Annotated in this window: 13 protein-coding genes, 1 tRNA gene and 1 pseudogene; 5 read left to right on the forward strand and 10 right to left on the reverse strand. The window is 63.7% G+C overall.

The window, feature by feature from the left end; genetic code table 11:
• Positions 1-170: 170 nt before the first annotated feature.
• Together topA and GJ654_RS09620 are read left to right on the forward strand one after the other, a co-directional pair.
• Entirely contained in the window at positions 171-3,035 is a 2,865-nt protein-coding gene (gene topA, locus GJ654_RS09615) for a type I DNA topoisomerase (protein WP_155445937.1), read from the forward strand.
• A gap of 21 nt (positions 3,036-3,056) precedes the next feature.
• Positions 3,057-4,103, forward strand: coding sequence for an alpha/beta fold hydrolase (locus GJ654_RS09620; protein ID WP_155445938.1), 1,047 nt, complete (start codon positions 3,057-3,059; stop codon positions 4,101-4,103).
• 21 nt (positions 4,104-4,124) lie between these two features.
• Here GJ654_RS09620 and GJ654_RS09625 read toward each other — a convergent pair whose 3' ends face one another.
• The 5 genes from GJ654_RS09625 to GJ654_RS21580 all read right to left on the reverse strand — a co-directional run bounded on the left by GJ654_RS09625 (position 4,125) and on the right by GJ654_RS21580 (position 10,105).
• Positions 4,125-5,198 (reverse strand): glycosyltransferase family 2 protein, encoded by a 1,074-nt coding sequence (locus GJ654_RS09625; RefSeq protein WP_196305491.1) that lies wholly within the window; start codon positions 5,196-5,198, stop codon positions 4,125-4,127.
• Positions 5,179-6,195 (reverse strand): rhamnan synthesis F family protein, encoded by a 1,017-nt coding sequence (locus GJ654_RS09630; RefSeq protein ID WP_196305492.1) that lies wholly within the window; start codon positions 6,193-6,195, stop codon positions 5,179-5,181. The genes GJ654_RS09625 and GJ654_RS09630 overlap by 20 nt, the downstream gene beginning before the upstream one ends.
• A gap of 76 nt (positions 6,196-6,271) precedes the next feature.
• The gene (locus GJ654_RS09635) at positions 6,272-7,537 is read right to left on the reverse strand and encodes a rhamnan synthesis F family protein (protein ID WP_155445941.1); all 1,266 of its coding nucleotides are present in this window, start codon (positions 7,535-7,537) and stop codon (positions 6,272-6,274) included.
• A complete protein-coding gene (locus tag GJ654_RS21440; RefSeq protein ID WP_264586175.1) occupies positions 7,530-7,661 on the reverse strand; it encodes a hypothetical protein in 132 nt (43 codons plus the stop codon). Before GJ654_RS21440 ends, GJ654_RS09635 begins: the two co-directional genes overlap by 8 nt.
• Positions 7,662-7,825: 164 nt before the next feature.
• Positions 7,826-10,105, reverse strand: coding sequence for a putative bifunctional diguanylate cyclase/phosphodiesterase (locus GJ654_RS21580; protein WP_155445942.1), 2,280 nt, complete (start codon positions 10,103-10,105; stop codon positions 7,826-7,828).
• Positions 10,106-10,398: 293 nt separating this feature from the next.
• On the opposite strand from GJ654_RS21580, the gene GJ654_RS09645 reads away from it, so the two are divergent.
• Together GJ654_RS09645 and GJ654_RS09650 are read left to right on the forward strand one after the other, a co-directional pair.
• Complete coding sequence (locus GJ654_RS09645) at positions 10,399-10,929, forward strand: hypothetical protein (protein WP_155445943.1); 531 nt, start codon at positions 10,399-10,401, stop codon at positions 10,927-10,929.
• A gap of 135 nt (positions 10,930-11,064) precedes the next feature.
• A complete protein-coding gene (locus GJ654_RS09650) occupies positions 11,065-11,337 on the forward strand; it encodes a hypothetical protein (RefSeq protein WP_155445944.1) in 273 nt (90 codons plus the stop codon).
• Positions 11,338-11,502: 165 nt separating this feature from the next.
• On the opposite strand, the gene GJ654_RS09655 is transcribed toward GJ654_RS09650, so the two are convergent.
• Positions 11,503-11,775 (reverse strand): helix-turn-helix domain-containing protein, encoded by a 273-nt coding sequence (locus GJ654_RS09655; protein ID WP_196305493.1) that lies wholly within the window; start codon positions 11,773-11,775, stop codon positions 11,503-11,505.
• A gap of 179 nt (positions 11,776-11,954) precedes the next feature.
• On the opposite strand from GJ654_RS09655, the gene GJ654_RS09660 reads away from it, so the two are divergent.
• Entirely contained in the window at positions 11,955-14,027 is a 2,073-nt protein-coding gene (locus GJ654_RS09660; protein WP_155445946.1) for a methyl-accepting chemotaxis protein, read from the forward strand.
• A gap of 28 nt (positions 14,028-14,055) precedes the next feature.
• Here the strand turns inward: GJ654_RS09660 and GJ654_RS09665 are convergent, their stop codons facing one another.
• The 4 genes and pseudogenes from GJ654_RS09665 to GJ654_RS09680 all read right to left on the reverse strand — a co-directional run.
• Entirely contained in the window at positions 14,056-14,721 is a 666-nt protein-coding gene (locus GJ654_RS09665) for a sulfate transporter family protein (RefSeq protein WP_155445947.1), read from the reverse strand.
• Positions 14,722-15,701: 980 nt separating this feature from the next.
• A tRNA-Trp gene (locus tag GJ654_RS09670) sits at positions 15,702-15,777 on the reverse strand.
• Positions 15,778-16,313: 536 nt separating this feature from the next.
• Positions 16,314-16,577 (reverse strand): hypothetical protein, encoded by a 264-nt coding sequence (locus GJ654_RS09675; protein ID WP_155445948.1) that lies wholly within the window; start codon positions 16,575-16,577, stop codon positions 16,314-16,316.
• A gap of 183 nt (positions 16,578-16,760) precedes the next feature.
• A pseudogene (locus GJ654_RS09680) lies at positions 16,761-16,841 on the reverse strand (elongation factor Tu); the annotation flags it as partial.

A 16,841-nucleotide genomic window follows, 5' to 3' on the forward strand; every position in this document is an offset into this window, starting at 1 on the left:
GAGACAGGGTGTAGTGGAGAGGCGCGGTCCCCGCAAGCGCGAGGGCGCCGCAGCGAGTCGCTGGGCAAATTTTGGCCGCACGGTGACTGCCCATTTGACAGAGTCGCGAGGCTCCCCCATGTTCCGGCGCTGTTCCCGTAAGCCCATCACGCCTAGATTTCGGATCCCCCATGGACGTCGTCATCGTCGAATCGCCGGCCAAGGCCAAGACGATCAACAAATATCTCGGCAAGAATTTCGAGGTCGTCGCCTCGTTCGGCCATGTCCGCGACTTGCCGGCAAAAGACGGCTCCGTCGATCCCGCCGACGATTTCAAGATGCTGTGGGAGACCGACGCCAAGGCGAACAAACGCCTGTCCGACATCGCCGCGCTGGTGAAACAGGCGGACCGCGTCGTGCTCGCCACCGACCCGGATCGCGAGGGCGAGGCCATTTCCTGGCACGTGCTGGAGATTTTGCGCAACAAGAAGGTCCTTAAAGACAAGCCCGTGCAGCGCGTCGTCTTTAACGCCATCACCAAGGATTCCATCCTCGAGGCCATGCGCCACCCGCGCGAGATCGACCAGAGCCTGGTCGACGCCTATCTCGCCCGCCGCGCCCTGGACTATCTGGTCGGCTTCAACCTTTCCCCCGTGCTGTGGCGCAAACTGCCGGGCGCCAAATCGGCGGGGCGCGTGCAATCGGTTGCACTGCGGCTGGTGTGCGACCGCGAGCTGGAAATCGAAAAGTTTGTGGCGCGCGAATATTGGTCGCTGGTCGCGCATCTGCGCACGGCGAAGGATGCGCCGTTTATCGCCCGTCTGGTCGGGGCGGATGGCAAGAAAATCTCGCGTCTGGACGTGGGGACCGGCGCCGAGGCCGAGGCGTTCAAGGCCGCGCTGGAGACCGCGTCTTTCCTCGTGAAATCGGTCGAGGCCAAGCCGGCCAAGCGTCATCCCGCCGCGCCGTTCACCACCTCCACCTTGCAGCAGGAGGCGTCGCGAAAACTGGGCATGGCGCCCGAAGCGACCATGCGGACGGCCCAAAAACTTTATGAGGGCGTCGATATTGGCGGCGAGACCGTGGGTCTCATCACCTATATGCGTACCGACGGCGTCGATGTCGCCCCCGAGGCGATCACGGCCACGCGAAGTGTGATCGGCACGGAATTCGGCAAGGATTATGTGCCGGATGCGCCGCGCAAATATCAGGTGAAAGCCAAGAACGCGCAGGAGGCGCATGAGGCGATCCGCCCCACCGATCCCGCGCGCCTGCCGAAAAATGTCGCGCAGTATTTGCAGCCGGATCAGGCCAAGCTTTATGAGCTGATCTGGACGCGTCTGGTCGCCAGCCAGATGGAATCGGCGCTGCTGGAGCGCACCACTGTCGATATCGAGGCCAAGGCTGGGGCGAGAACGCTGGACCTGCGCGCCACCGGCCAAGTCATTCGGTTTGATGGGTTTCTGAAACTCTATCAAGAGGGCAAGGACGACGAGGACGATGAAGACTCCGGCCGCCTGCCCGCCATGACCGAGGGCGAGGCCTGCGCCAAGGACAAGATCGAGGCGACCCAGCATTTTACCGAGCCGCCGCCGCGCTACACCGAGGCGACGCTGGTCAAGCGCATGGAAGAGCTGAGCATCGGCCGCCCCTCCACCTATGCCTCGACGCTCGCCGTGCTGCGCGAACGCGATTACGTCAAGCTGGAGAAAAAACGCCTGATTCCCGAGGACAAGGGGCGGCTGGTCACCGCCTTTCTGGAAGGGTTTTTTGGGCGTTACGTCGGCTATGATTTCACCGCCGACCTCGAAGGCCAGCTCGACCGCATTTCCAATGCGGAAATCGACTGGAAGCAGGTTTTGCGCGACTTTTGGGGAGACTTTTCCATCGCCGTCGGCGGCGCCATGGAATTGCGCACCACCGACATTCTCGAAAATCTCAACGAATTGCTGGGGCCGCACATTTTTCCGGCCAAGGCGGACGGCGGTTCGCCGCGCGCCTGCCCGGCCTGCGCCGCTGGGCAATTGTCGCTGAAACTGGGGAAATTCGGCGCCTTCATCGGCTGCTCCAATTATCCCGAGTGCAAGTTCACCCGCACGCTGTCGGATCGCGGCGAGCAGGCCGAGGGCTCCAGGCCGGGTGTAAAGGTGTTGGGCGAGAACCCGGAAAACGGGCTTGAGATTACCCTGCGTGACGGGCGTTTCGGCGCCTATGTGCAGGAGGGCGAACCGGCGAGCAAGGAAGACAAGCCCAGGCGAGCCTCCCTGCCCGCGACGCTAAAACCCGACGACGTCACGCTGGACAAGGCGCTTGCCCTGCTGTCGCTGCCGCGCGAAGTCGCAAAACATCCGGAGACCGGCGAGCCCATTCTGGCCGGCATCGGGCGCTACGGCTCCTATGTTCAGCACAAGAAGACCTACGCCAATCTTTCCAAGGACGACGACATCCTCGAAATCGGCGGCAACCGCGCCATCGATCTGATCATGACCAAGGAGGCCGGCGGCGGGCGCGGCGGCGCCGGCGGCGGCGAGATGAAGGTGTTTGGCGATCACCCGCAGGGCGGCGCCATTGCGCTGAAGGCGGGGCGGTTCGGGCCCTATCTGGCCTGGGGCAAGGTCAACGCCACCCTGCCGAAAGGGACCGACCTGCAATCGCTGACGCTGGAAGAGGCGACAAAAATCGTCGACGCCAAGGCGGCCGGCGCGCCCTCCGACGGGCGGCTGCTCGGCGAGCATCCCGAGGGCGGCCCGATCGCGGTGCGGCCGGGGCGGTTCGGCGCCTATGTGTCGTGGGGCAAGGTCAACGCCACCCTGCCGAAGTCGATGACGCTGGAAACCGTGTCGGTGGAAGAAGCGATCCGCCTGATTGAGGACCGGATTGCGAGCGGCGGGGCGAAGCCGGCGAAGAAGCCCGCCAAAAAACCGGCGGCGAAGAAAACCGCCAAAAAGGCGGCGGACCCGGAGGCGGCCGAGACGAAGCCCGCGGCCAAGAAGCCAGCGGCGAAAAAGCCGGCGGCGAAGAAGAAGATCGAGGACAGCGACGAAACGCCGTTCTGAACGGGGGCGCCGGGCGGCTTGATGGAAGACACCAGAACCTCGGCCGCCTCGCGGCGCGCCTTTTTGGCCGGCGCCGCCGCCGCGCCCCTGCTCGCGGCGCCCGCCCGCGCGCAATCCAAGGCGGCCGCGTCCGAAAAGACGCTCGAGCCCATGGGCGTTTGTTTTGAAGGCTGGCCCTATCCCGGCCCCGTCAAATTTTTGGCGCTCGACCATGGCGAGCCCACGCGCATGGCCTATATGGATTTTCCCGCCGCGGACGGTTTTGCCAAAAACCGCGCCGTGATGCTGCTGCACGGCAAGAACTTTGACAGTTCCTATTGGACCGACGTGATCGCCTTTTTGCGGCGCGCCGGGTTTCGCGTGATCGTTCCCGACCAGATCGGCTTCAACAAGTCGTCAAAGCCGATCCGCACCTATTCGTTCGCCGATCTCGTCGCCAACACGCTTTCGCTCGCGGATGGGCTTGGCCTGCGCACGTTCGACGTCATCGGCCATTCCACCGGCGGCATGCTCGCGGTGCATCTGGCGTCAAAGCATCCGGCGCGGGTTCGAAAACTGGTTCTGGAAGACCCGATCGGGCTCGTCGACTATCGCGACCACATCCCGCCGCAAACCCTGGCCACGCTGGAAAAGGCGGAGGCGGCCTATGACGAGGCGAGTTATCGCGCCTTTGTCGCGCGCTATTTCGTCAGCCTGCCGGCGGCGCAATACGAGCCCTTCGTCACCAGCCGGATGCGCCTCGCCTTGTCGGGGGATTATCCGCGCTATCTGCGCGTCGTCGCCCTCACCTATCTGATGATTTATAATGAGCCGGTGCGAAAACTTTTTGGGTCGCTCAGACCGCCGACGCTGCTGGTGACCGGCGCGCAGGACAAGGCGACTCCGTTCCTCGCCTATGCCTCGGAAGAAGCGAAGAAGCGAATCCCGCCTCTGGCCCAGGCCGCGCGCGACGTGGCGCAGGCGCATCCGGCGATCCGCCATGTCGAGTTTCCGGGCGTGGGGCATGTGCCGCATCTGGAGGCGACGAAGGATTTTGAGCGCGAGGTTTTGGCGTTTCTCGGGGCGTGATGCGCGCCGCTCGAACACGTGTCAGCGGCGGAGCGTCACGTGATACGGTTTCCGCAAGATCGCTTCGCGATCCGCGAAAACGAAATCGCGCGGAAATCCTTCAGGCGAAGGGCGGATTTCCGCGCGAGCGGAATAGGATTTCCGAACTGATCCTTCGGAAACCGTATGATTGGTGTATTCGAAATTGCAGGCCTGATCGACTCTCCAGGACGAAGCTTGCGGCGGCCCCATCGTCACCAGCCGCCGCAGCAGGATTCTGTGGCGCGCGCGAAACGGAGCGCGCAGCGCATAGGAGACAAGTTTTGACAGAAACAGCCCCAGCCAGCTCAAGAATCCCTTGTTCTTGCGGATGACGTAGAGCAGAGCGCGGTCCGACTCCGGCTTGGTGTCGGCGCCCTTCAAACTTGCCTGGCCAATGTGCCGAAAGCTCGCGCCGGGATGGAAGACGATCCGCCATCCGGCGGCGCGGAGGCGCTGGCAGATGTCCATCTCCTCGTAAAACAGGAAAATGGTCGGGTCGAACCCGCCGCATTGGGCCAGGGCCTCGCGTCGGAACATCATGAAGGCGCCGAAGACATAATCGACGTCGATCGGCGCGCCCGGAAGCGCCGCCGGATCGAACTTTTCGCGCCGGCTCAGCCGCGCGCAAAGACCGTCGTCGAAGCCGTAGGAGCGCGTCGGCGCGCCGTCTTGCGAAAGGTGCTGCGGCCCGATCACGCCAATGGCCGGGTTGGCTTGCATGTGCGCGATCAGCGGCGAGAAGCAGTCCGTGTCGAATTCCGTGTCGCTGTTGATGAAGGCGATGAAGCCTCCGGCGGAAAAATTGAGCGCCATCATGCAGCCCAGCCCGAAGCCCGCATTGATGCAATTGCGGAACAGCAGGACTTCGGGCGCGGCCAGCGCCGCGATCTCGTCTTGCAGACGCTCGAACGCGCGCGGCTCCGAACAATTGTCGACCACGACCATGCGAAAGCCGTCGCCGAACGCCGGCCTGACCACATTCAGCGCCGAGGAGACGCAGCGCGCCGTCGCCAGCGGCGTGTTGAAATGCACGAGGACGATGGTGAGCGTCTCGTCACCAGCGGGCGCGGCCACAAGCGGTCTCCTTCGGCGAGTGCGAGGCGGCGAGAAGCGTGCGGGCGCGTTCGCCGTCGAGCCCGGCTGCGCGCAAAACCGCGACCCAGTCGGAGAGATCGATGTCATCCGGCGTCTCCGTGAGCAGGCGCGTCTTGATGAACGGATAGCCGCGCGCGGCGAGGCGGCGCCATCCCCAGAAGCTGGGATTCGCCGGGCGCCGGTCATCCGCCTCGAACGGAAAGACCGCCTCATGCGCGAGACCGGCGATTTCGCACAATTGAATCGTGTTGACTTCGTAAGCCGCGATCACGTCGTCCTTGTCGGCAAGATTTCGCACCGTTCGCCAGAACGCCCGCAGCGTCGCGTTGCGCAGCGCCTCGGCCTTGTAGAACATCCAGAAGCTTTGCATGTGTCTTTGGACGTCAAGACTTTCCACCAGCCCGAACACGCTGGCGGGCGAGCGCGCGATCCCATGCCAGATGTCATCCATCGCGCGCAGCGGGCCGATCACGCTGTCGTTCATCAGCAGCAGGCCGCTGGCGTCCCACACTTGCGGATAGCGCCGGAACATGGCGGCCCAGGCGCCGAAGTCCCAGCCCGCATTGGCGCGCGCGCAAAGCGCGTCGGCGACCTCCGGGCCCGGATCGATCATGGGCGCATCGACATCGTTGCGCACGGCAAGGCAAATGACGTAAAATCCGTCCTGGCGCAGCGCCGCCATGGCATGGGCCGCATGGGGCGCCACCCGGTCGTGGCGAACGAAACACACATAGACGCAGACGCGCCTGTTCGACGTCCACACGGGTTCGCGGATGTCGCGCCAGCGCGTGAGCGCGGGCGCCTGATCGTCCGGGAGCGCGCAAGCCTCGTCCCTGGCGAGGGCTTCGGCGAGCTGGAGCCGCAACGCCAATTCGACATTCTTGCGGGTGAGGATTTCGACTGTGCGCCGCGCCTTGTCGCGCTGCCGGAGCGCGCGGGCAAGAAAGGGAATTTTGTAGGCGACTCTGAGCGACATGATGCTTCTGGCATGGATTGCGTCGCCCATGGCTTCGAGGCGAAAGCGACGATGTCCAGGCGCGTTGAGGCTAAATTCAACGCGCGCGGCTGAACGACGGATGAATAGCCGGCGGGTCGTCGAAGCCGTCGATTTCGCCGATGTCATAGCCCGCGAGCCTGACGATCGCGCTGAACGCCGTTTCGAACGCGACCTCCAGCCCGTCATAGATTCCGCCAGCCTCCGGCTCGAATCGGGCGGAAAATCTGTGCGGCTGCAACGCCGCCAGAGCCGCCGGCCGCGCCCAGAACATCGCGCCGGCGAAAAAGTCCGCGGCAAAGCGCGCGGGGTCGCCGCCGAGCGTCGCGATGATGTGGTCCGGACTTTGCGACGGCGCGCGCCATTCGTGTGCGGCGACGGGATTGCGGAATTTTCGAAACCCCCTGGGGCCGACGAGTCCGAGCTTGGGATCGACCGCGAAGGCGTCGATGATCCGGACCATCGCGCCGGCGCCGACCAGCAGATCGAGGAAGATTTTCCGGCGCCAGAGCGCGCCCACCACCGCCGGCGCGGTCGCCGAGCGTTTGCCGTGAATCTTGCAGACGAGGTCGTAGCCATCGAGCGACCCATCCTCGATGAGCGTCAGAAACGGGCGGATATCCCGGCCTCTGTTTTCGGTGCGGCGGAAACGGACATGGGGAAAAGCCGCGCGAATGCGTTTTTCCACGCCCGCGTCCGGCCCGGAACAGGTGACGATCAAATCGCAGGCGTAGGGCAAGGCGCGCAAGGCCGCCTCGATGTCCGGCCAGATATCCTCGTAATGGAGGTGCAAGGCGACAGCAATTTTCAGCGGCGCGGCGCCAGCCGCCTTCGCCGGCGCAAGGCGACGGAATCCGTCGAAGAGCTCGGGATGGGCGCTGACCGCCGGACTGTCCAGGCGCAAGCCGTTTTCCGCGAGAAACCGGCTGGCGGCGCCCAACAGTCTGCGGGGGCGCGTCGGCCCGCGCAGATCGAAAACAAGCCCGGCGTGAACCAGCTTGTATTTGATCTTGCGCGTCAGCCAGCTCCGCCCGAGGGCGAGGAGGGAGGCGAAGGGTCCGAGTTCGACGATCTCCGCCTGCGCGCTGGACAGACCGACGATGTCTCCGGTCCGTTGCGGCGGGATGACGTAGAACACGGGCGGATGGACGGGAAGGCGCACGCTCGCCACGGAGCCGTCGCGTCGATGCAACAGCGCCTCCACCGCCGCCGATTCGCCGTTTGTCGCGCGCGGCGTGAGGCGAACCGCGCGCCAGGGCCGAATCGGCTGTGTGCGCATTGGCGAGACCGCCTGCGCTTCCATGGCGTTCCGGTCGTCACTCACTCCAGCGCCTGGCGAGAGCCTCACGCTCCTCCTTCATTTCCTGATGCGTCGCCCAAGCAACGACGCCGATGAACAGCCCACAGCCACCGCACAAAATACCGATGCCTGCAAGAAAAGTGGTCATGATCTCCCCCAATCGCGTCGGGCGCCAATGATCGAGCCCGAAACGTTGCGAAAAAGCGGGAGCTGGTGGAACCGCTCGCGACGATGCTCGTCCTCACAAGCGTGTTATTCTCGATGACCTGAACTTCGCCTGAACGAAGTTTTTGGAGCGCGGGGAAGAGATCCTCAACTGATCGACTCCGGCCTGAGCGCCACCACATTGGGGTCGACCCGCTCGAACGGAGAGGTCCAGGAGGCGTCGTCGGGATTGTTGAGTTTTCGCGCCCGAGGCAATTGCGCGGGGTCGGAGACGAGGCGCGCGATTTCATTGGCCGGGCGCGGCTTGCTGAACAGAAAGCCCTGCGCCTCGTCCGCGCCATTGGCGCGAAGAATTTCGAGCTGCTCCTGGGTCTCGACGCCCTCGACCAGCATGTCGATGTTCAGCTCCTTGGCCAGCGCCCGCACCGCCTTGATGATCGCCAGCGAGGCCGCATTCTTGCCCATTTCGCGCACAAAAGACTGGTCGATCTTGACCTTGTCGGGGCGGAAGCGGCTCAAATAGGCGAGCGACGAATAGCCCGTGCCGAAATCGTCGAGCGCCACGCGCACCCCCATGTCGCGCAATTCGTCGAGGGTCGCCAAAACATTGTCGGCGTCGCTCATCAGCGCCGATTCCGTGATTTCGGCTTCGAGGCGATTGGGGGGAAATTTGGTGTCGCGCAGAGCGCGCCGCACCATTTCGGCGACGCCGCCGCGCGCGAACTGGTGGGCGGAAAAATTCACCGCGACGCGCACCGTGCGCGGCCAGCTCTTGGCGTCCTCGCAGGCCTGGCGCAGCACATATTCGCCGAGCGGAACGATGAGCCCGGATTCCTCGGCGATGGGGATGAACAGGCCGGGCGAGATCATGCCCTGGGTGGGATGGCGCCAGCGCACCAGCGCCTCGCAGCAGCAGATGCGCCGTTTCGCGAAACTGATGATCGGCTGGTAGTGGACTTCGAGTTCGTTGCGGCCGATGCCGATGCGAAGGTCCTGCTCGATCTGCTGGCGCCGTCGGGCGTTTTCCCCCATGTCGCGGGTGAAATAGCGCCAGCCGCCGCGCCCGCCGTCCTTGGCGGCGTAAAGCGCCATGTCGGCGGCCTTCATCAGGTCCGAGGCGTCCGACGAATCTTCCGGGGCCAGCGCCACGCCCACCGAGGCGCCGATCAGAAGTTTCGAGCCTTCGATCTGATAGGGCTCGCTCACCGCCTCGACGATGCGGGCGGCGAAATGGCCGGACTCCTCGCGGTTCATGCGCGCGAGCACGACGAATTCGTCGCCGCCGAGACGCGCCACCTCCTCGCCCTCGGCGGCGAGATCGAGCAGGCGCTTCGCCACACGGCTGAGCAGCTTGTCGCCGGCGGCGTGGCCCATGGTGTCGTTGACCTGTTTGAAACGGTCGAGATCGATCATGAAAATGGCGAACGGATTTGACGCGGCCTCCGCGGCGGCCTGTTCCAGCAATTCGCGGAAGGCGGCGCGATTGGCCATGCCGGTGACGTCGTCGGTGCGCGCCATGCGCTCGATGCGGACTTCCTCGGCGCGGCGGCGCGTGGCGTCCTCGACCTGCATCGAAAGACCGTCGGGCGTCGGCGAGAACGCGAATTCCATGATCCGGTCGCCGGCGAGATCGACGCAGAGTTTTTGCCGCAATTTCTTCTTTTGCGCCGCCGCCGCGAGGTCCAGAAGGCGGTCGATGTCGCCGCGATCCTTCAAGGGCAGCGCCAGCCGGCGGGTCATCATGTCGTTCAGCGTGCGGCCGCGCGCCTCGTGGGCCGTGAGCTTGAACAGCCGGAGGAATTCGGAATTGCCGGACAGGCAGACCTGCCCCTTGCCGAACAGGCCGAAACACTGGTTGACCCCGTTGAGCGCCGAGGTCAGCCGCGTCTCGGCCTCGGTCTCCGTCTGGGCGACGCGCTGGATGCGCCTTGAAATCAGCGGGAAAGCCAGGAAGAGCGCCAGCACGCCGGCGACGCCGACATAGGCGTCGGGCGTCTGGCGCAGCGCGAGGCCCACCGCGAGCGGCCCCAGCGCCAGCGCGCCGCGCCAGCGCGCCAGCGGTTGCGGCGCGTCGCTCTCCATGGCCAGCACCGCCTGGCCGAGCGCGGCGAGCGCGCCCGCCGTGCGCATGTCGGCGGGAACCGGCGGCGTGACGCTGACGAAGGCCATCGCGCCGGCAGCCAGCGCCGCCAGCGCGCCCGGCCAGACCAACCATTCCTCGGGCAGGTCGAATTTCGCCAGAGCGGCGACCGGCGGAACGGCGCACAGAACAACAGTCAGCAGGAAGGCGACCGCGGCGGCGTCCGCCAGCGTGCTGAACCGGCAGACAAGAAGCGGCGCCGCCACGCAGAGAGCGCAGGCCAGATTGTAAAGCAGGCCCTGGGACCCGCCCCGCCGCACCGCCGCGGCGCCGCCTGACTCCGCCACTTACGCCATCCCCTCGCCCCGGCGCAGGACGCGCCATGAATCGTTTTAGCTTAAGGGTGTAAATAGAATGCAACCTTGAATTGAAACCACACGCAAATCCTCCGCGCCGGCGTTGCGTTGGCTGAAACAGGGCCGGGTGCGCGCCAAATTGGGGCGCCAGACGACGCAAGTCATGCGTTTCAAAGCCGAATCGGCGAACGCTTTCCTATCCATGATTTGCCACGGCCCGGGGCGGTTAAGGTTTAATTATAAGCTTAACGCCAGCTTCATCAACAACCTGAGCGGAGTCTGTCATGAGCGCGTTGTTGTGTGGACTGTTGATCCTGGGCGCCGTGAGCGGTTCGGCGGCGGCGGCCTATTTCATCTCGATTTCGCGCGAACGATTGTGGTTGAAGAGCCAGAAATCCGAGGACCTCTATCGCCGCGCGGAAAAAACCTATGTCGACGCCATGGCGTTTTTTCGCGCGCGCTACGACCTCGCGCAGACCAGGACTTTTGCGCGCGCCGCCGACGACCTGGCGGCCCTCAACGAGGACGTCGCCGAACTCAACATTCTGGTCGGCCTCTATTTTCCCGCGCTCGGCCCGCAATTGGCGGCGGCCACCAATGCGCTGGCGGTCGCCTTCGACAGCCTGCGGCTGGCCGAAGCCGCCGACCTGAACAACCGCGAACGCGCGCTCGACACGCTCGATCTGACGGTTGGCGGCATCCGCGAAGCCTTCGACCAGCTCAAGGGCGCCGCCCTGAGCCGAGGCCGGATCGAAGGCAGGCGCGCCCTGCCCGCCCCGGGAGCGCGGCGCGCGTCGCGGGCCGCCATCGCCTGACGCCGGCCAGAGCATTTTCAAGCGAAGCGGATGCCGGTTCGCGTTAAGAAAATTCGTCAAAACAAGACTCTAGAGCTTTTTCATGTTTCCATGAAAAAGCTCTAATTTCGGGATCCCTTTTGGAGGTCCCGAACCATGCTTCCCACCCTCGATCCCCTGATCGCCCTCGGCGTGATCGCCTCCACGGCCGCGACCGACGCGGTCTATGTCCTGTTCAACGCCTCGGTCGTGGCGCGCAAGCGCGTCGCCGCGGCGAACTGGAGCAGCCTGTGGTATCTCATGTCGGCGTTCGCGGTGATCAGCTACACGTCGAACTGGCTCTATGTGCTGTTCGCGGCGGCGGGATCGTGGCTCGGCGGCTTCTTCTCCATCACCGCGCTGAACTGGATCGAAGCGCGCAGGCGCTAAAGCATTTTCAAGCGAAGCGGATGCCGGTTCGCGTGAAGAAAATGCGTCAAAACAAGACTCTAGAGCTTTTTCATGTTTCCATGAAACGTGAAAAAACTCTAAGCAGGATTTCCGAAAAGCGGCCACCGGCTTTCGGATGAAAATCCTGCGAAAAACAGAGGAACCTCAGCACATCCATCTGGGCCTGTCTTCGACGTCCGCCCTGAACTCGGACAAAGTATCGAAGAAGTCGAGAGGAGAGACGCCCAGCAAACGACAGATCCGTTGCAGGCTCACCGCGTCGATGCGCTCGCGGCCGGTCTCGAAGCGCCGATATCTGATTTCATCGACGCCGATCGCCGCGCAGACGCCGATGACCGACAGGCCGGCGCGGCGGCGCGCCGCCTCGAGATGGCCGCCGACCATCCTGTCGACTTGATTCAGGTCATTGCTTGACATCGATGCGCGATCCCGCTGGAGCGTGCCCCCGCTTAACGCCAATGCGATGTCTGCGATAGTGACCTTCGTCTCGTCTCGCGCAAGCAAAAGTCACATGGCTCGCACGAGCCCGAAGGCTTTGCGCAAGCTCTGATTATTAGCCTTGGTCGATACCGCCGTGACCCCGGAGTCTCACAACAATGCAGCTTTCCAGGCTTGCAAGATCGCGTCTCGCCGCCTCCGGACAAGACGAGGCCGCGCTCCCGCCGGCCCAGATCGAAGGCGTTTTCGAGGATGTGCAGTCCCGCCTGGCCGACGATCCGGAAAAGGCCGCGCTCTCCAGCGCGCTGTTGGCCGAAATGCGCGCGCATTGGCGCGAAATTCTCTCGCGGCCGCCGGGCGAGGAGCTGGTTCTGCGCGCCCGCCGCCTCGGCGAGGCCCAGGCGCGCGCTTCGCTTGCGCCCAAAACCCTCGTCGAAACCTACGGAATGTTGACCAGCGGGCTCGCCCGAGGGGCGCTGGGGCGCAATTCCCGCGAAGCCGCGGTCGTGGCGCGGGTGATCGATATGATCTTCGCCGACATGGCGGCGAGTTTCGACGCTTACGTTTCGGGCTGCGAAGGCGTTTCGCGTGAGAAGGAGACCGCCGAACTCCTGCGCGCGGTCGACGCGGAAATGGAGGCGTCGAACGCCGCCGCCGAAACCCAGTCCGGCGCGATGCGGTCCATTGTCGCTGATCTGGAAAAAGTCATCGGTGAACTTCGCGACGGCGTCACCCTGGTGACGGACGGCGCCGCGACCGCCAGCCAGTCCATCGGCGCCGTCGCCGCCGCGGTGGAGGAACTCCACGCCTCGAGCCAGGAGGTCGGGCGCCAGGCCAACGACGCCAATTCCCTGGTGCACGACGCCGTCACGCGCGCCGACGGCGCCGAGCAGCGTTTTTCCGATCTCGCGTCCTGCGCGGCGCGGGTGACGGAGATCGTCACGCTGATCTCCGGCATTTCCAGCCAGACCAGCCTGCTCGCGCTCAACGCCACCATCGAGGCGGCGCGCGCCGGCGAGAGCGGCCGCGGTTTCGCCGTCGTCGCCAACGAGGTCAAATCGCTGGCGCAGCGCACCAGCGTCGCGACCCGCGACATCGCGACGCAGATCGGGGAGATCGAGACGGCCGTGCGCTCGTCGGTCGGGGCGATGCAGGAGGTCCGCGACATCATCGGCCGCATCGCCGAAATCGCGAGCGCGGTGGCGCGCAGTTCGGATCAGCAGATCGGCGCGATCCAGGAGGTCGGCCAGAGCGCCAATTCCGCCGCCCAGGGCGCCGCCCAATTGGGCGGCAGCGTCGATCTCTTCAACGGCGCGGTCGGCGAGGCCAATGAAGCGACAGAAAAGGTCGCCTCGCAGTCGCGCCAGGTCAGCGCCCTGTCCGCGCATCTGACCAAGCGCCTTTCGGTGACGCTGAAGAATTTCGTCGATGCGGACCAGCGCAAGTTTCCGCGCTCGCCGGCGAAAATTCCCGCGCGCCTGATGTTTCGCGGCCAGACGGTCTCGACCGAGGTTCTGGAGATTTCGGAGGGCTCGGCGCTCGTCAACGGCGTCCCCTTGCACGCGGGCGACCTGGTCGAACTCGACCTTCAGGACATTGGCGCGGTGCGCGCCCGCGCCCTGCCGGCCGATTTCGGCATCCGGCTGCTTTTCACGGAAACGCCGACACAAACCGCCGTCGCCTTGAAAGCGCTGATGCATCGGCTGCTGAGCAAGGAGCGGGCCTTGCGCGACATCGTGATCTCGCGCGCCGCGATGATCTCGACGCTGTTCGAAAAGGCTCTGGGTGCGGCGACGATTTCCGAGGCCGACCTGTTCGACGTCAACTATATTCCCATTCCCGGGACCAATCCGCAGCAATTCCGCAACCGCGCGCTGGATTTTCTCGAACAGACTCTGCCGGCGATCCAGGAGCCGATCCTTGCGCTGGATGCGGCCGTCGTGTTTTCGGCGGCCGTCGATCACAACGGCTATCTGCCCGTGCACAACAAGAAATATTCCGCGCCGCAGGGGCCGGACCCCGTCTGGAACAACGCCAACAGTCGCAACCGGCGCATTTTCGACGACATGACCGGATTGATGGCGGGCCGCAACATTGCCGAAAGCCTCAGCCAGACCTATCCGCGCGATCTCGGCGGCGGCCAGGTGGTGCTGATCAAGGATATTTCCGCGCCGATTTTTGTGCGCGGCAAGCACTGGGGCGGGTTGCGCATGGGGGCGAAGATCGCCTGACATTTTGTCTCACGCCGCCTCGGCGCGCTCATTTCTTGAGCGTCGTCAACCTCTTGTTGAGGCGGACCATCAGGGCTACTCCGAACAAGGGTGTGAACAGGTTCAAGACAGGCGTCACGACGAACACGGCGATGACGAGACCGTAGGCGTAGATCTTGAGCTGGTTGCGTTGGCGCAGCGACCGGACGCCTTCGCCCGGAAGGAACCTCGACGCGGCCATCTCGAAATATTCGCGGGAGAACAGATACGCGTTCGCGGCGACGAAGATGAGGGCGTTCACGCCAGGCACGAGCCAGAGGACGAACGCCGCCATGTTGACGAACAGCGAGACGACGAAAAACCTCAGCGCAAGGGCGAGCGACTGGGACAGAGGCGCCGGAACGCCCTTGCGTCCGTCGGGATAGATGGCGGCTTCGACATGCTCGGCCAGTTCGTCGAGGAAAAAGCCGGCGACGAGCATCGACACGGGGGCGATCAGGAACAACAGGCCGACCGAAAGCCCGAGGACGGCGGTCACCTTGACGATCATCGCGATCCACGGCGCCGTGTTGGACGTCTCGTACAGCGCCAGCTTGTCCAAGCCGAGTCCCAGCGCGAGAAGGATCGTCAGGGTCAGGCCGAGGGACTTCGCCATGACGGTCCGAAATGGCGGCGTGAAGATCTCTCGCAAACTGGCGTAGGCGTCTTGAAACATCCAAAGCTCCAAAAGAGGGAAGGACCTGCCGAAGGTGAGATGGGTGTTGTGAGTCCACCCGTTTCAAGGGATAGCCGAAAAATGCGGGGAGGATGCGATTTCCGACTCGCCGCCCGCGTGATCCCCTGCCCCATGCCTCGAACCGTCATACGTTCGTCACAATCATCGGGCATTCTATCCTCAATTCCAAGGCGAGCTCGGATGTACAGACGCCAAGGATGTGGCCCCGCACGGCGAAAGCCGCTGGCGGGGTTTTTTGTGTCCGAGCCGCCTGCGACCCCATCCGAGATCGGCGCAACCTGACGCTGGGTCGATACGACATGTTTTCGCGACAGCGCATATCGGACTGGCCGATCGACACGACAAAAAGGCTCTCTGCGCCGGTCAAGGACATGCGGAGGGTGAGCGAAAGGCCGATGCGCCGGCCTGACGCGTTCACTCAAATCGTCGCTCGCCATGGGCGCGCTGATCGCCGACGCTCCGAGCGTCTTCACGCATGTAAAAAACTTGTAATATTAATCCAGTAACACATGTGTGAACGTATTTTTTGAACCGAACAAGTCCTTTTGGCGTTGAGGGAATGTACGCTAAAGGGGATAAAAGCATATGAGTGAACACAATCGAGCTACAACTGTTCGGCAGTTCCTTCAAGAAACCACGGCCATGGAACGTTTTGCTGTGGCGTTGTCGGCAATATTGATGCTTGCGCCTCTGGTTCCCTGGCAATTGGCAGAGAATTGGGCGGGCTGATCGCTCGCCTTTGAAGGCGTGAGCAACAACAATCAAGGCCCCGCAGGGTGAAAACCGATAGCGGGGTTTTTCGTGTCCGACGAGACCAACGGCAGAGTCGCGTTCGACTTCAGAATGGCGGCGGAAGGGATACGGCGCGGACGACGCCCGTTACTCGCCCGTTTTTGTTGCCCCGTTGACGCCCCCTCTAAAAGGGGCTTTGCGAGGACTTGCCTAAGGCGTTGAAAGACTGGCAGGAGTGGCCGGGCTCGAACCGACGACACCCGGTTTTGGAGACCGGTGCTCTACCAACTGAGCTACACTCCTACGCGCCGAAGCGTGTGTCCTTCTAATCGGAATGCCCGGCGTAAAGCAAGCCCACGCGAGAAGAAAAAGCGTCGCGCGACCAACGGCCCTCCCGCACCGACGCCAGGAGATCAGCCCTTCGCCAGCGCCGTGCTGGCAGGTCGATCATTCCGCGACAAAACGTCGTCCCAAGGCAGCACGGAGCACGTCCGGGTATAGCGTTTCAAAGCAGAGTGAACTGCCTCGCATTAGGCGAGGCGACGAAATACGTGAATCGCATCGGTGCGCGAGGGACGAACCCCTCATCCGGCCCCTTCGGGGCCACCTTCTCCCGCCGCAGGGCGTTCGTCAGAACGCCCGTCTAAAGACGGGCGATGGGGAGAAGGAAGGCGCGCCCGAGATACGGGACAACACTCCGGCGCACAAGGCGGAGCGTTTATTTCGCCGCGTCGCCTGACTTCACGAGGCCTGAGGCTAGCATTTCGGTTCTTTTTGGCTTCGTTCGCACGGACGGCGGACCGCCTTTTTCGCAAAAACTCTACTTAAGGTTGCATTTTTCAGCGCAAAAGTGATCGAAATCGCGTGCTTTTTTCGGTTTTTCTGCGAAAAACCGCGAAAAACACGCCGGTTTTCGCGCATGCAACGCGCAGGTTGCCGCCGCAGCGGCGCAAGGCGCGCTCGAATCGGCTCAATAAAAAACGCCTTACATCAATCATTTGCGCTCGGATGGTTTCACGTGAAACAAAACATGAACAAAATCCGCAAATGTCAAGCCCAGTCAATTGGTTTTCACTTTTCACCGCCGAACGCTTTTTGGCCACCGGCGCTCGGCACACAACAGAAAGGGGAGCCTCTCGGCTCCCCTTCATTCCGCCTTGCTTGCGCAGGCTTATTCGATGATCGAAGCGACCACGCCCGCGCCGCAGAAGGAGCGCCTATAGGCGCTCCGTCGCATTGCAAAAAAAACCGTTGGCGCGGCAACAGGCGCCAACGGTCAATCATTTTTACTCGATGATCGAAGCGACGACGCCCGCGCCAACGGTGCGGCCGCCTTCGCGGATGGCGAAGCGCAGCTTCTCTTCCAT

The organism is Rhodoblastus acidophilus (assembly GCF_009720655.1).
Lineage (GTDB): Bacteria > Pseudomonadota > Alphaproteobacteria > Rhizobiales > Beijerinckiaceae > Rhodoblastus > Rhodoblastus acidophilus_A.

Coding starts and splice junctions, on each gene's coding strand:
- GJ654_RS09660 (WP_155445946.1), top strand. CDS start 11,955: ATGCAGCTTTCCAGGCTTGCAAGATCGCGTCTCGCCGCCTCCGGACAA.
- GJ654_RS09620 (WP_155445938.1), top strand. CDS start 3,057: ATGGAAGACACCAGAACCTCGGCCGCCTCGCGGCGCGCCTTTTTGGCC.
- GJ654_RS09655 (WP_196305493.1), bottom strand. CDS start 11,775: ATGTCAAGCAATGACCTGAATCAAGTCGACAGGATGGTCGGCGGCCAT.
- GJ654_RS09630 (WP_196305492.1), bottom strand. CDS start 6,195: ATGTCGCTCAGAGTCGCCTACAAAATTCCCTTTCTTGCCCGCGCGCTC.
- topA (WP_155445937.1), top strand. CDS start 171: ATGGACGTCGTCATCGTCGAATCGCCGGCCAAGGCCAAGACGATCAAC.
- GJ654_RS09665 (WP_155445947.1), bottom strand. CDS start 14,721: ATGTTTCAAGACGCCTACGCCAGTTTGCGAGAGATCTTCACGCCGCCA.
- GJ654_RS21440 (WP_264586175.1), bottom strand. CDS start 7,661: ATGACCACTTTTCTTGCAGGCATCGGTATTTTGTGCGGTGGCTGTGGG.
- GJ654_RS09645 (WP_155445943.1), top strand. CDS start 10,399: ATGAGCGCGTTGTTGTGTGGACTGTTGATCCTGGGCGCCGTGAGCGGT.
- GJ654_RS09650 (WP_155445944.1), top strand. CDS start 11,065: ATGCTTCCCACCCTCGATCCCCTGATCGCCCTCGGCGTGATCGCCTCC.